Source organism: Actinomadura terrae, assembly GCF_022751215.1.
Lineage (GTDB): Bacteria > Actinomycetota > Actinomycetes > Streptosporangiales > Streptosporangiaceae > Spirillospora > Spirillospora terrae.
Genome location: NZ_JAICDG010000004.1, coordinates 148,943 through 162,934, shown reverse-complemented (window position 1 = coordinate 162,934; position 13,992 = coordinate 148,943). Strand labels below are relative to the sequence as shown.

The 13,992-nt window shown below is 70.1% G+C and carries 14 protein-coding genes; 5 read left to right on the top strand and 9 right to left on the bottom strand.

The window, feature by feature from the left end:
- Positions 1-40: 40 nt before the first annotated feature.
- The gene (locus tag K2F47_RS25395; RefSeq protein WP_242907741.1) at positions 41-1,075 is read right to left on the bottom strand and encodes an SRPBCC family protein; all 1,035 of its coding nucleotides are present in this window, start codon (positions 1,073-1,075) and stop codon (positions 41-43) included.
- A gap of 79 nt (positions 1,076-1,154) precedes the next feature.
- Complete coding sequence (locus K2F47_RS25390) at positions 1,155-1,940, bottom strand: SRPBCC family protein (protein ID WP_242907740.1); 786 nt, start codon at positions 1,938-1,940, stop codon at positions 1,155-1,157.
- Positions 1,941-2,265: 325 nt separating this feature from the next.
- Between K2F47_RS25390 and K2F47_RS25385 the strand changes: the two genes are divergently transcribed.
- Positions 2,266-2,607: an STAS domain-containing protein gene (locus K2F47_RS25385; protein WP_242907739.1), complete on the top strand. Its 342-nt coding sequence runs from the start codon at positions 2,266-2,268 to the stop codon at positions 2,605-2,607.
- A gap of 39 nt (positions 2,608-2,646) precedes the next feature.
- Here K2F47_RS25385 and K2F47_RS25380 read toward each other — a convergent pair whose 3' ends face one another.
- Genes K2F47_RS25380 through K2F47_RS25370 form a run of 3 tightly spaced genes read right to left on the bottom strand, consistent with a single transcriptional unit; the run spans position 2,647 to position 6,070 of the window.
- On the bottom strand, positions 2,647-3,093 hold the full coding sequence (locus K2F47_RS25380) for a response regulator (RefSeq protein ID WP_242907738.1): 447 nt from the start codon (positions 3,091-3,093) through the stop codon (positions 2,647-2,649).
- Positions 3,090-4,814, bottom strand: a complete 1,725-nt coding sequence (locus tag K2F47_RS25375) for a sensor histidine kinase (protein WP_242907737.1) — start codon at positions 4,812-4,814, stop codon at positions 3,090-3,092. The genes K2F47_RS25380 and K2F47_RS25375 overlap by 4 nt, the downstream gene beginning before the upstream one ends.
- Positions 4,811-6,070 carry a PP2C family protein-serine/threonine phosphatase gene (locus tag K2F47_RS25370; RefSeq protein WP_242907736.1) on the bottom strand — a complete coding sequence of 420 codons (1,260 nt, stop codon included), beginning with the start codon at positions 6,068-6,070 and terminating at the stop codon, positions 4,811-4,813. The genes K2F47_RS25375 and K2F47_RS25370 overlap by 4 nt, the downstream gene beginning before the upstream one ends.
- 413 nt (positions 6,071-6,483) lie before the next feature.
- On the opposite strand from K2F47_RS25370, the gene K2F47_RS25365 reads away from it, so the two are divergent.
- A complete protein-coding gene (locus tag K2F47_RS25365; RefSeq protein ID WP_242907735.1) occupies positions 6,484-7,281 on the top strand; it encodes a helix-turn-helix domain-containing protein in 798 nt (265 codons plus the stop codon).
- Positions 7,282-7,306: 25 nt separating this feature from the next.
- Here K2F47_RS25365 and K2F47_RS25360 read toward each other — a convergent pair whose 3' ends face one another.
- The 3 genes from K2F47_RS25360 to K2F47_RS25350 all read right to left on the bottom strand — a co-directional run bounded on the left by K2F47_RS25360 (position 7,307) and on the right by K2F47_RS25350 (position 9,668).
- Positions 7,307-8,647, bottom strand: coding sequence for an alpha/beta fold hydrolase (locus K2F47_RS25360; protein WP_242907734.1), 1,341 nt, complete (start codon positions 8,645-8,647; stop codon positions 7,307-7,309).
- On the bottom strand, positions 8,644-9,000 hold the full coding sequence (locus tag K2F47_RS25355; protein ID WP_242907733.1) for an ArsR/SmtB family transcription factor: 357 nt from the start codon (positions 8,998-9,000) through the stop codon (positions 8,644-8,646). Before K2F47_RS25355 ends, K2F47_RS25360 begins: the two co-directional genes overlap by 4 nt.
- 62 nt (positions 9,001-9,062) lie before the next feature.
- A complete protein-coding gene (locus K2F47_RS25350) occupies positions 9,063-9,668 on the bottom strand; it encodes a CGNR zinc finger domain-containing protein (protein ID WP_242907732.1) in 606 nt (201 codons plus the stop codon).
- A 66-nt stretch (positions 9,669-9,734) separates the two neighbouring features.
- On the opposite strand from K2F47_RS25350, the gene K2F47_RS25345 reads away from it, so the two are divergent.
- The 3 genes from K2F47_RS25345 (at position 9,735) to K2F47_RS25335 (ending at position 12,654) form a co-directional block, all read left to right on the top strand.
- Positions 9,735-10,124: a RidA family protein gene (locus K2F47_RS25345; RefSeq protein ID WP_242907731.1), complete on the top strand. Its 390-nt coding sequence runs from the start codon at positions 9,735-9,737 to the stop codon at positions 10,122-10,124.
- A gap of 203 nt (positions 10,125-10,327) precedes the next feature.
- Positions 10,328-11,986 carry a carboxylesterase/lipase family protein gene (locus K2F47_RS25340; RefSeq protein WP_242907730.1) on the top strand — a complete coding sequence of 553 codons (1,659 nt, stop codon included), beginning with the start codon at positions 10,328-10,330 and terminating at the stop codon, positions 11,984-11,986.
- 179 nt (positions 11,987-12,165) lie between these two features.
- The gene (locus K2F47_RS25335) at positions 12,166-12,654 is read left to right on the top strand and encodes a pyridoxamine 5'-phosphate oxidase family protein (RefSeq protein ID WP_242907729.1); all 489 of its coding nucleotides are present in this window, start codon (positions 12,166-12,168) and stop codon (positions 12,652-12,654) included.
- On the opposite strand, the gene K2F47_RS25330 is transcribed toward K2F47_RS25335, so the two are convergent.
- Positions 12,614-13,921, bottom strand: a complete 1,308-nt coding sequence (locus K2F47_RS25330) for a flavin-containing monooxygenase (protein ID WP_242907728.1) — start codon at positions 13,919-13,921, stop codon at positions 12,614-12,616. The two genes, K2F47_RS25335 and K2F47_RS25330, sit on opposite strands and share 41 nt — an antisense overlap.
- Between the last annotated feature and the right edge of the window lie 71 nt (positions 13,922-13,992).

Genomic DNA, 13,992 nt, shown 5'->3' with positions numbered 1-13,992 from the left:
GGCCCGGATGATCTGCCGGCCGCCCGCGGGCCCGCGTCGGCTACCGGGACGCCTCCTCGTACTCCGGCTCCTTGCTGTCCTTGGTGGTGCGGCTCCTCGAGCTGCTCCTGCGGCTGTTCCTGGAGTTGGAGCCGGACTTGGCCTTCGAGTCGTCGCCGGAGCTCTCCTCCTCCTTCAGCGCGTCCTCATGCGTCTTGACGACCTCGCTGTCGCGGATCTCGCCGCGCCAGCCCTCGATCTCGTCCGCACGGGGCAGCGACTGCGTCATCACGTGGCGGCGGAAGTGCTTGAGCTCCAGCCGGACGCGACGGCCCTGCGCCCGCCAGAGGTTGCCGGTCCGCTCGAACAGGCCCTGCGGGTGGTATTCGAGCGCCACCAGGACGCGGGTCAGGTTCGGTGCCAGCTCGTGGAAGCTGATCGTCCCGTCCACGTGGCCCTTCGAGCCCTTCGAGCGCCAGACGATGTGCTCGTCCGGGACCTGCTCGATGATCGTGGACTCCCACGTCCGCTTGGACCAGAAGATCTTCACCTGCCAGTTCAGCTTCTCCTCGTCCGCCTGATCGACGCTGAGGACCTTCTTCATGAAGGACGGGAATTCCTGGAACTGCGTGAACTGGTCGTAGACGAGGCGGCGCGGCGCACCCACGTCGGTGTGCTCGACGATGTTGGTGACCTTCACCTTCTTGCCGCCCCCGCCGCCCTTCTTCAGGGCGCCGCCGACGGTGTCCTTCAGCCGTCCGAACACGCCCTTGGCCTTCTCGGCGGGCTTTCCGGCGGCCTGCTTCGCGGTGTCCTTGGCGGCCTTCGCGGCGCCCTTGCCGGTGTCCTTGGCGGTACCGGCGGCCTTGCCCCCGCTCTTGGCCTTGGTCCCCTCCTGCTCCTCGCCCCCGCCGTTGCGGCGGCCGATCGCGCGGCTCGCCGCGACGGCGGCACCGGCGCCGAGCAGGACGCCGCCGGTGGCCCCGATCTTCTTGCCACCGGGGATGCCGCTCGGCAGGTTCTGCGTGATCCGTCCGAGACCGGACGGGGCCTTCCGGCCGACCGGCAGCCGTTTCGCGATCTGACCGATGGGCACGGGGCCCACCTTGGTTCCGCGTTTCATGATGCTCCTCCGCACGAATAGGATTTCGGGGTTCTTTCTCACTGCGGGCCGCTCAGGTCGTCCGGACGACCTCGCCGTCACGAATCTCGCCGCGCCACCCCTCGACCTCGCCCGGGGCGGTCAGCGCGCGGACCATGACATGGCGGCGGAAGTGCTTGAGCTCCAACCGGACGCGGCGCCCCTGCGCGCGCCACAGGTTGCCGGTCCGCTCGAACACCCCCCGCGGGTGGTACTCCAGGACGAGCAGGACGCGGGTCAGGTCCGGCGCCAGCTCGTGGAAGCTGACGGTCCCGTCCACCCGGCCCTTCGGCGCCGCGGACCGCCACACGATGTGCCGGTCGGGGACCTGCTCGACGATCGTCGACTGCCAGGTCCGGTTCGACCAGAAGATCCGCGCCTTCCAGCTCAGCTTCTCCTCGGACGTCTGGGCGACGCTCACGACCTTCTTCATGAAGGACGGGAAGTCCTCGAAGCGGGTCCACTGGTCGTAGACCAGCCGGCACGGCGCGCCGACGTCGATCTGCTCGACGATGTCGACCGGGCCGCCGCGCCCCCCGCCGCTGAAGATCCGCTTGAGCGTCTCCTTCAGCGCCGTCCAGCCGAAGCTCAGCAGCGCCCGCCCCGGCGACCTGCCCGCCGCGAGCGCCCGCGCCCCGGCCAGCGCGGCCTTGGCGAGCGGCCCGCCGTGCCCGGCCCGCACGGCCAGCCGCCGGACCGCACGTCCCAGCCTCGCCTCGTAGCGGGCGGCGAGCCGGCGCCCGGCCCGGCGCGCGGCGACCGCGGCCAGGACACCGCCCGCCGTCGCCACGCCGGCGGCGAGCCCGGTCCGGAAGTTCATGTCCTCGTCACCTCGCCCTCTTCCTGGAGTTGGGCGCCGAGTTACCCGCGTAAAGAGGGACAAAACAGGCCGCAGGCCGGGCCGGGGACCTCGGTGGCACCGCGCGTCCATCATGGTCAGCGCGTTGTAACCGCCTAGCTACAGGAGAGTGGCGCTATCCGGCACCCCCTCGCCCAGCCCGCCGAGCGCGGCGGAGGAGGCGACACGGCGGGGCCGCGACTGCCCGAAAGGTAAAGAATCCGCCTGGGTTTCTTTTATTCTCCGCAGGGGCGGCAAGGACACCCGGGATGGAGGAAGAGGGTCTGCGATGTTCACGGGGGCACAGGTGGTTCGTCGTCCAGCCGGCGCCAGGTTCGAGGTTCTCAAGCAGGGCGACTGGACGGTGGTCACGGTGGCCGGTGAGGTGGACCTCACCGTCACCGACCTCCTGGACGCCCATCTCGCCGCCGCGATCAGGCAGGCCGACCCGATGCGGGTGGCGGTGGACCTCGGCGACATGGTGTTCTGCGACTCGTCCGGCCTGAACTCGCTGATCCGCGCGCTCAAGCGGATCCGCGCCGAGGGAGGCAGGCTGGTGCTGCTGCGGCCGCGCGCGCGGTTCGCCCAGGTGCTGGAGACGACCGGGCTGAAGCGGGTCTTCGAGGTCTCGTCGGCTCTCCCGAGCTGAGCCGCGGGTGACGTCCGGCCTCCGCCGGAGTCCTCGGGCTTAGCGGCGGTGGGGGAGGCGGACGACCGTCACGAAGAAGTCGTCGATCTGCCGGACCGCGTTGATGAACTGGTCGAAGTCGACGGGCTTGGTGACGTAGGCGTTGGCGTGCAGGGCGTAGCTGCGCAGGATGTCCTCCTCCGCCGCCGACGTGGTGAGCACGACCACCGGTATGGCGGAGAGGTCGTCATGGGACTTGACCTCCTCCAGGATCTCCCGGCCGTCGCGCTTGGGCAGGTTGAGGTCCAGCAGGATCAGGTCGGGACGCGGCGCGTCGGCGTGCGCGCCGCGCCGGTGGAGGAAGTCCAGGGCCTCGTCGCCGTCGCGGGCGACGTGCAGGGTGTTGCCGACCTTGTTGTGCTCGAACGCCTCGCGGGTCAGCAGCTCGTCGCCTGGGTCGTCCTCGACGAGCAGGACGGTGATCGGCTGGACGGCGGCATCGCTCATCGGGTCGCTCCTTGCGGGTCGGGGGTGGTTGACGGACCGTCGTTCACCGTACCGGCGGCGGGCACGCTGTCGGTGACGGCGGGCTCGTCGGGGGCCTCCGGGTCCGGGTCGGCGGCGAGGGTGAAGTGGAAGCGGGCCCCGTCGCCGTGGTCGGGATCGAGCCAGATCCGGCCGCCGTGGTACTCGACGATCTTCTTGCAGAGCGCGAGGCCGATGCCCGTCCCGCTGTAGGCCTCGCGGCTGTGCAGCCGCTGGAAGATCACGAAGATCTTCTCGGCGTAGTCGGCGTCGATGCCGATGCCGTTGTCGGTGACCGTCAGATGCCACAGGTCGTCCTGCCGGACGCAGCCGATCGTGACGACCGGCGCGCGCTCGGGGTCCCGGAACTTGATCGCGTTGCCGATGAGGTTCTGCCACAGCATCGCCAGCAGCATCGGGTCCGCGGTGAGCGTCGGCAGGTCGTCCGGCACCTCGACCCGGGCGTCGGCCTCGGTGACGATGTCGTCGAGGTTGTCCAGGGCGCGCTCCAGCGGCGCGCGCAGCGCGATCTCCTGCCGCTGCTGGTTCAGGCGGCCGACCCGGGAGAACGTCAGCAGGTCGTTGATCAGCACCTGCATGCGTTTGGCGCCGTCGACGGCGAACCCGATGTACTGGCGGGCGCGGTCGTCCAGCTGGTCGGCGTAGCGGCGCTCCAGCATCTGGGAGAACGAGGCGACCTTGCGCAGCGGTTCCTGGAGGTCGTGGCTGGCGACGTAGGCGAACTGCTCCAGTTCGGCGTTGGAGCGTCGGAGTTCCACCGTCTGGGCGTCCAGCGCCTCGGTCCGGATTCGCAGCAGCCGCTCCCGCTCGGTGGACTCGTCCAGCGCGAGCGTGATGCGCCGCCGCATCGCCTCCACCACGTCGGCGACGTCGCGGACGTCGGCGGGCCCGTGCGCGTCGATCTCGTGGGAGAAGTCGCCGTCGGCGACCCGGCGGGACGCGGCGCGCAGCATCCGCAGCGGCCGTCCCACCGTGTAGTGCAGCAGCCCCGCCAGCAGCGCCGCGGTGAGCAGCAGCACCGCGAACAGCCCCGCCATGGTCCAGTTCCGCACGGTGCGGGTGTGCCGCAACTCGGCGTGCCCCTCGGCGCGGGCCTCGCTCAGATGCCCGTTCTGGACGGCCCACGTGGCGCGGACGGCGTCGAACGCCGGTTTGCTGCGCGAGGCGGTGGCGGACGCGTCCTTCCCGGGTCCGCGCTCGGCGACCTGCCCGACCACGACGGAGCCGTAGTCGCGGCGCCAGATCTCGATCGCGCGTCGCGTGGCCTCCACATCGGCGATCAGCCGCGGCTCGTCCGCCAGCAGCCGGCGCAACCGGTCGGTGGACTGGCGCTCGGTGGCCAGCCCGTCGGTGTAGGGCCGCAGGTACTGCCGGTCGCCGGACAGGGCGTAGCCGCGGACGCCGGTCTCCTGGTTCAGCATGGCCATCTGCGCCCGGGCCGCCTCGATCTGGGCGGGGGCGATGCGGTCCACCAGCCGGTCGGAGGCCCTGGCGGTCCGATCGAGCTGGGAGTGCACCACCAGCGCGGCGGTCACGGTGAGCACGCCGACGATCAGCGCGGCCAGCATGAACCACGACCGGACGGTCAGCCCCCGCCGGCCCTTCGTGGGGAGAGCGGCGGCCCGAGCGCCGGAGACGAGGTCGTCCCGGTCGTCGGAGCCGGTGTCGTTCGGAGCGTTCATGCCGGGGTCCATCCCAGGTGGATGACGGCGACATCGTCGTCGAGGCCGCCATGCGGAGCCGACGCCGCCTCGACGTCGGCGATGAGCGCGTCGACGAACCGCACGGGGGAGCGGTCGCGATGCCGGTGCGCGAGCTGGGCGAGCCCCGACAGGTCCAGGCGTTGCCCGTCGCCGTCGATCTGCCCCTCGAACAGGCCGTCGGTGAACAGCACCAGGGACGCGCCGTCCGGCAGGGAGATCTCGTGCTCCTGCCAGGCGCCCATCCCCGGGATCATGCCGACCCCGAGCCCGCCCGGCGGCTCGACCAACTGCACCGACCCGCCGCCGTGGACCAGGAATCCCGGATGCCCGGCACGCACGATCCGCGCCGTGGGCTCGCCGGGGAGCGCCGTCACCGTCGTGAGCGTGACGAACGTCTCCGTGCCGTCGCGCTCGGCGACCAGCAGATCCTCCAGCAGCTCGACCAGCCGGACCCCGCGGATCCCGGCCAGGACGAACGAGCGCCAGCCGACCCGCAGGCTGACCCCGAGCGCCGCCGACGCCGGGTCGTGCCCGGCCACGTCGCCGATCACCGCGTGCACCCGTCCGTCGTCGGTCTCCATCACGTCGTAGAAGTCGCCGCCCAGCAGCGCCTGCGCCCGTCCCGGCCGGTAGCGGGCCACCACTCGCAGCCTCGGGTCGGCCACCCGCGGAGTCGGCAGCAGCCCCCGTTCCAACCGGGCGTTCTCCTGCGCCCGCATCTGCTCGACCTGGAGCGCCGCGACCGCCTGCTGCACCTGACGACGCTGCACGGCGTAGCGGATCGTCCGTCCGAGGCCGTCCGGCTCCAGTTGCCCCTTGAACAGGTAGTCCTGCGCCCCGGCGGCGACCGCGGCCATCCCGGCCTGCGATTCGGCCAGCCCGGTCAGGACCACCACCGTCGCGTCCGGTGCCCACTCCAGGACCCGCCGCAGCACCGCCAGGCCCTGCGCCTCGCCCAGGTTCAAGTCGAGCAGCACGCAGTCGGGGGCCGGGGAGGCCGTCAGCGGCTCATGCGCCTCCGGCAGCGACCGGACCCACCGCAGCGCGACGCGCATGCCGGTGTCGGCGAGGGTGTCCTCGACCAGGATCGCATCGGCCGGGTCGTCCTCCACCAGCAGCACGGACAGACTTTCGAGGCCATGCGGGACCTCGGAGAACGCGTCAGCGTCCGCCGCGACCCGCTCGGCCGTCGATGACACCGTCTCGGGGGAGACGGCCTCCAGATGACCGGCCACAGTTCTCTCCCAACCCTGGTCCAGGACGCGGGGTCGCATCGGCGATCAATCAACGCAGCGCAGATATTAGCCGCTGTTCGAGGCGAATAGACGGCGCGGCCCCGGCCGAGGCCGGGCGACCACCGCGTCCGCCCACCCCCGACCCAGGCCGGGAGCGGGCGTCCGCAGGCGGTGACGCCCGCCCGCGACCGCGTCACGGACGAGCCGGGCCGGGAGAGCCTGAGCCGACCGCGTTCTGTGACGGATACCGCGTCGGTGGGGCCTCGCCCACCCGACGAAGAACCGACCTATTCGGGTGCGTTGATTCGTTGGGAGATTCCCTCCACGCCTACAGGGGGAGGGCAGGTGATGCAAGAACTTCCTGCGCAGCGGCGCCTCTTGCCCTAACCTATCGAGCGTATCGAGGAGAGCCGATGACTGATCCGGCCAATATCAACACTCTGAGCGAGCTGAGCGACGGCCTGAGGGCGCTCCAAGCGCGCCAAGGGATCACTATCCGCGAGTTAGCGGAAAGGGCAAACTTTTCCCGGACAACGGTTCATAGCATCCTGCGCGGTTTGTCGGTACCATCCGCGCAAAGACTCCTAGTCCTGTTGCGTGCTCTTGGCGTTTCGGACGAGGGCATGGACGCATGGCTATATGCGCTGGATCGTGTCCGCCTCCAGCAGGCCAGCTCGCTGCCGTCTGGAACGGCAGGCGCTACGGCGGCGGCCCGTCGCGATCTGTCCGAGGCCGAGAGTGAACTGGCCGCCGCGCAGGAGCTGACGTTGCCGACGCTGTGGAGCGTCACCCATAAACGTCTCGACTACTATCACCAGATCGCCACCGGACAGGCTCGCCGATCCTTCCGCAACGCTCAGGTCGCCATGACCCTAGGGTTTATCCTGCTGGTCGGGTTCGCCGTCCTGGCCTTCAACGCCAAGAGCACCGCGGCCGCCGCCGTTACGGGCGCGCTGGGGGCGACCGCGGCGGCCTTCGCGGCCTACATCGGTCGGACCTTCGTCCGTTCTCAGGAAACCGCAGCGACGCACCTGCGCTCCTATTTCGACCAGCCTCTCGAATTCTCGCGCTACCTGGCCGCTGAACGCCTCCTGAGCAGCATCAAGAACCTAGATTCGGAGCAGCGCGCCGCGATCGCCGCAGACCTGCTGCGAGGCATCCTGCCCGTCCCGAAGAACGAGGACGCGGACAAGTCCGAATCCGACGGCTGATCGCTTTGCGGGTCGACGGCACTTGTCAGCTGAGCAGGAAACCGCGTATGTGCTGGGCGACCGCTTCGGGTGCCATCCAGAACGCGGAGTGGTCGTGGTCGGGCAGGGTCAGGACGGTGACGTCCGGCAGGATCGCGGCCAGTGCGTGGGCGCCCGCGCGGATGAAGGCCTCGCCGTTGCCGCCGACGGCCACCGCGATCGGCGCGTCGATCGACCACCGGTCGGTGGGCAGCGGCGTGCCGTCCTGGAGGCCGCGCAGGATCTGGCCGTCGTAGGCGTAGGTGTGGGCGTACTTGGCCATCACGTCCCAGGACGGGTCCTGCTTCATCGCCGGGATGAACTCGGCGGGGACACCGACCATCTCGGTCATGAAGTACTCGACGGCCTCGCTGCGCCGGCCCGCCGCGACCAGGGCCTGCTGGTGCTGGACGTAGTCGGCGGGCGCCGGAGCCCGGGAGTCGTCGACGATGAACGGCGGCTCGTACAGGTAGAGCCCGGTCACCCTGCCGCCCAGTGCGGTGGCGGCATCGAGGGCGAGCCCGCAGGCACCGGAGCCGCTGGCCAGAACCGCGGAGCCGCCCGCGACATCGATCAGCGCGGCGATGTCGTCGATCTCGCGCGCCGGGTCGTAGGGCTGCGGGTCACCGCTGGCGCCGCGTCCCCGGCGGTCGAAGGTGATCACGGTGAAGTGCTCCGACAGCGCCGTGGCGAGGCCGGCGACCCCGGTGTGGTCCTCGGCGACATTGCTGATCACGATGATCGCGGGACCCGAACCGGTCTTCTCGTAGGCGATCGTCGTGCCGTCGGCTGAGGCGACGGTGGAAAGACCGGAAATGATCGTTGCTCCTTGGGTTGCTGATGTGTCGGCGTGATCGTCGTCGGTGGCGTCCAGCAGGTTGGCGAGCCGGCCGAGAGCCTCGGCGTATCCCTCGGCCATCTGGAGTTCGACGGCCCGCCGCAGCGCCTGGCCGTCGGGAAAGCTCGCCGCGACCTCGACGGTGCAGCCGGTGCCGGCCGGGGTGAAGGTGACCGCGGTCGGGAAGGTCCCCGTCTCGTCGGGTTGCCACGCCTGGTCCGCGAAGGCGGCGTCGTAGTGCAGTTCGGCGTGGGCGACGACCGCCCGGTAGCTGGCGATGTTGCGGACCGGGTCGGTGGAGCGGTCCACCGGCGCGATCTGGAACCGCCAGCGTCCGCCGGGGCGCACGTCCATCTCGTACACGGTCGCGGCCCAGCCCTCCGGACCCCACCAGCGGCTGATCGCCTCGGCGTCGGTCCAGGCCCACCAGACACGGTCGACGCCGGCACCGTAGGTGCGCCGGATGCGCAGGGTGTTGCTCGCCTCGTCGATCACGATGCCGTCCGTCATCCTCGCGCTCCTTCCTGGTTCGTTCCGTCGGATCCACGGTCGCCGTCGTCGAGGAAGGAACCGAGACGGTCCATCCGTTCCGACCACAGGACGGCGAATCCCCGCGCCCAGTCGCCCAGCTCGCGCATCGACTCGGTGTTCAGCCGGTAGATCCGCTGCTGCGCCCGTTTGGTCACCTCGACCACGCCCGCCTCGGCCAGCAGCCGCAGATGCCGGGACACCTGCGGCTGGGCCAGGCCCAGCGCGTCGACGATTCCGCCCACCGGCAGCGGGCCGTCCTTGAGCAACTCGACGATCCGGAACCGGTTCGGCTCCGAGATCACCGTCAACCGCTGTTGCACACTGTTGACCACACTCCGAACATACATCGAAGTGTATATACACGCAAGTGCATGTAACTGTGGATCACTGCTGGTCAGAGCGGGTCGGCGGTTCGCCGGGCGCGTAGGGCGCGGAGCTTGTGGCGGTTGCCGCAGCGTTCCATCGAGCACCAGCGCCGGGCGCCGGGGCGGGAGGTGTCGACGAACACCAGCGGGCAGTTGTCGCCGGCGCATACGCGGATGCGTCCGGCCAGGGGTCCGGCCAGCAGGTCGACCATCTCGCGCGCCAGTGCCGACAGCGCCTGCGTGGCCCGCACGGGAGACGCCCATGTCGCGGCGGTGCCGTCGACGACCAGTTCGGGGACGAGCGGCGCCGCTCCGGCGGCCCGGTTGATGACGGCCACCGCTCGTTCGGGCAGGGGACGCTGCGCGGCGCGGGCGTGCGCGGCTTCCCAGATCGCCTGCCGCAAGGTCTTGGCCGCGGTCAGTTCGCGGGACGTCACGGGGACGGTCACGGCCGCCTCCAAGGGCGGCTGCGCCAGCCATTCGGCGAGGTCGCCGGGCTTGTGAAGGGTCTCGAAAACCGCGTAGTCGCCCTCTCCGCCGGTGTGGGCGAAGTCAAGGCAGACCGCGCCGGCATCGAATCGGAACGACCCGCCCTTGGGGTCGTGCAGGACCCGTCCGGTTGTCCCCGCTCGCATGTAACTAGTATAACTGGTGTCACAGCGACACCGTTATAACCGGTGTCATCATCGGAGGAGATCGTTATGGGCGTCCGGCACATCAACCCCGAGGGGCTGCACCGCAGCCCGGCCTTCAGCCAGGCCGTCGTGGTCGAGCAGCCTGCCAAGACCATCTACATCGGCGGGCAGAACGGCGTCGACGCCGAGGGCAAGGTCGTCGGCCCCACGGTCGGGGAGCAGTCCCTCCAGGCGCTCCGCAACCTTCAGACCGTCCTGCGGAGCGAGGGCGCGAGCCTCGCCGACATCGTGCACTGGCGCATCGCCGTGGTGGACGGCCACTCCTTCGACGAGGGGGTGGCCGCCTTCCAGCAGGTGTGGAACCGGGAGGACCCGCCGCCGGCCATCACCGTCCACGTCGTCGCGGGCCTGGGCCCGGGCTTCCTGGTCGAGATCGACGCCGTCGCCGCCGTCTGACGTCCCGCCCCGTCGCGACCTGGCACGACTATGACGGCTTCTGCTCCCGGTAGAGGACGAGGTGCTCGTGAGCTGACCCACCGCCGAAGAACGCGGAGCAAGGGTAGAGCTAGGTCTACCGCAGGCTTAGAGGAAACGCTCCTGTGCTCGTGCATCGATCCCGCGACCGTAAGGGGAGTCGATTCAACGAGATGGGAGCCGTCATGGACACTGGTCGGAAGCGGCGCGCGTGGGGAAGGCCGCTGGCCGCGATCGGTGGCGTCGCGGCGATCGGGCTCGCGGGGACGGGGCTCGGCGGGATCGCGGCGGCGGCCGGACCGTCAGCCGCTCCGGTGGCCGGGGACGGTTCGCTGGTGGTCACCGACAAGGGCCCGGTGCGCGGCACCGTCGGCGCGGACCACCGGGAGTTCCTCGGTGTCCCGTACGCGGCGCCGCCCGTCCGGTGGGGTTCGCCGCGACCGGCGCAGCCTTGGGCGTCACCGCGGGACGCGACGAAGCCCGGCAACGCGTGCGCCCAGAACGCGGGCTTTATGGGCGAGAAGGCAAGTGACAGCGAAGACTGCCTCTACCTGAACGTGACCACGCCGCGGCGGTCCGCGAAAGGCAAGCGGCTGCCGGTGATGGTCTGGATCCACGGCAGCGGATTCCGGAATGGCTCCGGCGCCATGTACCGTCCGGCAGAAATGGCCGTGCGCGGCGACGTGATCGTCGTGACCGTGAACTACCGGCTCGGGATCTTCGGCTTCCTCGACCACCCGGCGCTGGACGGCGGCCCGGCCCAAAAGCGTTCGGGCAACTTTGGCCTGGAGGACCAGCAGGCCGCCCTCAGGTGGGTGCGCGGCAACGCGGCCGCGTTCGGCGGCGACGCCCGCAACATCACCGTGTTCGGTGAGTCTGCCGGCGGGGTGAGCACGTGTTCGCAGCTCGTCGCGCCGGGCGCCGCGGGCCTCTTCCAGCGGGCGATCGTCCAGAGCGGTCCGTGCACGGTCGAGAACTGGCCCGACTGGGACGGGTCGCTCGAACCGTCCGGCGGTTGGCTGCCGCGTTCGCGGAGCAAGGCCGAGCGCCAGGGCCGGACGGTGGCCGCCAAGCTCGGCTGCCCCACCCCCGCCACGGCCGCCGCGTGCCTGCGCGCGCTGCCGACCTCGAAGCTGCTGAAGGAGTCGGAGTACGGCTTCGCGCCGGTGTACGGCGGCGGGGGCGTGCTCCCGTACTCGCCGAAGGAGGCGCTGCGCGCGGGGAAGTTCGCGAAGGTCCCGGTCATGTACGGCATGACGCGCGACGAATACCGCACGTTCGAGGCCGCGCAGCAGCTCATGGGCGTTCCCCCGCTGGCGAACGAGGCGGAATACGCCGCCCGCGTGCGCGCCTATGTCGGCGCGGAGAAGGCACCGAAGGTGCCGGCCCGGTACCCCCTCCGGAACTACGGTTCGCCGAGCGAGGCATGGTCCGCCCTGGCCACCGACGCCACGTTCGCCCGTTCGGTAACGGACTTCGGCCATTCCGTCGCGAGGCGGGTGCCCACCTACGCCTACGAATTCGCCGACAGCAAGTCGCCGTGGGTCGCGAATGTGGAGACCCCCGGCTTCCCGACCGGCACGTTCCATGCCGCCGAACTGCAATACCAGTTCGAGACCGACTACTTCGACGGGAGCCGGCTGAGCGCCGCCCAGCGGCACCTGGCCGACCAGATGACTGGCTACTGGACGAGGTTCGCCCGCACGGGTGACCCGAACGGCACGGGCGCGCCGACTTGGCGAGAGGGAGCGAACACCACGCAGGTGCTCGCGCCCGGCGAGGGGGGCATCCGGCGGATCGACTTCGCGAAGGAGCACAAGTACGCCTTCTGGAAGTCCCTTTGACCAGAACGGTCGCGTAACACGCTCGATGTTCCCCACGGCCGACGGCGGATCGACCGCCGTCGGCCGTGGGACATCGGCCGAGATGCCCACCTCAGCCGTGCTACCGTGGGCCCGGCCGTTCAAGATCATGAGTGTGCGCTGGACGGTTCGGAAATGCGGCCGAGCGAAGGGGAACCGCCGTGAACGGTGACAAAGAAGTCGCCTCGACCCAGGCTCCGCGCAGCCTGGCCGAGCGGCAGGCCCATGCTCGAAAGCGGCTCGAAACCGGTTTCCAGATGTGGCTGGCCACCGGCGGCGATGGTCATGGCGCACATCTGATCCCGGTGGCCTTTGTGTGGAACGGCTCGGCCCTGTACACCGCGACCTTTGCCAAGAGCCGCACGGTTTCCAACATCAAGGGGCACCCGCATGCGCGGGTCGCTCTCGGCGACACCGCCGACGTCGTGATGATCGACAGCAGTGCCTCGCTCGTGGACGTCCCCGACATCGACGCCGGCATCGCCGAGCGCTACGCCCAGGTTTCCACAGACCCCCGTACCTCCCCGGAGGGCATGTTCGTCTACCTGCGCCTGCTCCCCAAGCGCATCCAGGTCTGGAACGGCTTTCATGAATTCGCGGGGCGCACGGTCATGCGCGATGGCCGGTGGCTGGACGGCCCGGTCGACTGACGTGGTCGAAGTGCACGTTGTGCGCGATGACCCGGCCGTTTTCGATATTGGCGGAAATCGCTACCGGGGCGAGTGAGTCCCCGTCCGGGAGCCCGGCGTAGTAAAGCCCGGGAACCGCCCCGAAGATGCCCTTGTCCTGGATCGGTGCTCCATCGTCGTCGAGCACGTGGTCGGGCAGGATTTGGTAGTCCGGCCCGAAACCGGTGCACCAGATGATCGTCGTAATGTCGCGTTCCCCCAGGTGGAGCTTGCTTCCGAAGTCGGAGATGTGCTCCATGCCGATGCCCGCGGGGTCCTGCTCCGGCACCGCGAAGCCCCGTTTCCGGATACCAGTGTCGATCTTGTCGGTCACCCGCCGGAATGAGCGGTCGGCTTCCGCGGCGATCGCGACGACGTTGTCCTCCAGCAGCAGTACGTCGTGCTGTGCCGCGCGCGTGGAACCGACGAGGACCACCCCCTTTCCGGCCAGCGTGCCGAGGTTGAGACCTGTGTTCCAGTCCTGGGAGGCGGTCACCGGGAGGCCGGGGAGAACCGGTCGCCCGCTCCCGTCGGCGGCGGGCTGCCGGACGAAGTCCTCGTACAGCGCGAAGACGCGCATCCACTCGTGGATGCTCCGGCCGCGATAGTGGTGCGGCCACGCACTGTGGCGGCCGACCGACAGAAAGACCTCCCGACCGGCCTCCAGGAGTTCGTCCGCGATCTGCTGACCGCTGATTCCCGTGCCGACGACAAGGACGGCCCCTTCCGCCAGGGAGCCTGGATTGCGGTAGTCGCTCGAATGGACCTGGTTGACGGCGGGGTCCACCTGAGACGCCAGGCTCGGCACTCGGGGACGGGCGTAACCGCCCACAGCGGCGACCAGGTTGCGCGACTCCACAATGCCGGTGGGCAGGTGGGTTCTGAACCGCACGTCATCGTAGGCGGAGGTCTCCTGCGGGCACTCGACCTTGAGGACGGGCGTGTGCTGCCGAACTCGGAGCTTCCGCTTTTCGACATAGCGGCGCAGATGCCGGGCCAATTCGGGGCCCAGCATGTGGCCGTCGGGATCGTCGCCGTCATACTCCCAGCCGGGGAACTGGACCGATCGGTTGCCGCTGCCCACGCGCAGGCTGTCCCAGCGCTCGTGCGCCCAGGCCTGGCCTATCTCCCGCCGTTCCACGACCACCGATTCATGGCCCAGGTCTTGCAGGGCCGCGGCCACCCCGCACCCCTGCTGGCCGGCGCCGACGATAACGGTCTCCACGTACTCGACTTCCAACTGGATCAAGCCCTTTCCATCGCTGGGGCGCAGACCGCACAGGTCCACGCGAGAAGGTCGCCCGCCACCGTCGAAGTGGC

Excerpts from the sequence above, each read along its gene's own strand:
- K2F47_RS25390 (WP_242907740.1), bottom strand. The coding sequence starts at position 1,940 with ATGAACTTCCGGACCGGGCTCGCCGCCGGCGTGGCGACGGCGGGCGGT.
- K2F47_RS25380 (WP_242907738.1), bottom strand. The coding sequence starts at position 3,093 with ATGAGCGATGCCGCCGTCCAGCCGATCACCGTCCTGCTCGTCGAGGAC.
- K2F47_RS25375 (WP_242907737.1), bottom strand. The coding sequence starts at position 4,814 with ATGAACGCTCCGAACGACACCGGCTCCGACGACCGGGACGACCTCGTC.
- K2F47_RS25365 (WP_242907735.1), top strand. The coding sequence starts at position 6,484 with ATGACTGATCCGGCCAATATCAACACTCTGAGCGAGCTGAGCGACGGC.
- K2F47_RS25360 (WP_242907734.1), bottom strand. The coding sequence starts at position 8,647 with ATGACGGACGGCATCGTGATCGACGAGGCGAGCAACACCCTGCGCATC.
- K2F47_RS25350 (WP_242907732.1), bottom strand. The coding sequence starts at position 9,668 with ATGCGAGCGGGGACAACCGGACGGGTCCTGCACGACCCCAAGGGCGGG.
- K2F47_RS25345 (WP_242907731.1), top strand. The coding sequence starts at position 9,735 with ATGGGCGTCCGGCACATCAACCCCGAGGGGCTGCACCGCAGCCCGGCC.
- K2F47_RS25340 (WP_242907730.1), top strand. The coding sequence starts at position 10,328 with ATGGACACTGGTCGGAAGCGGCGCGCGTGGGGAAGGCCGCTGGCCGCG.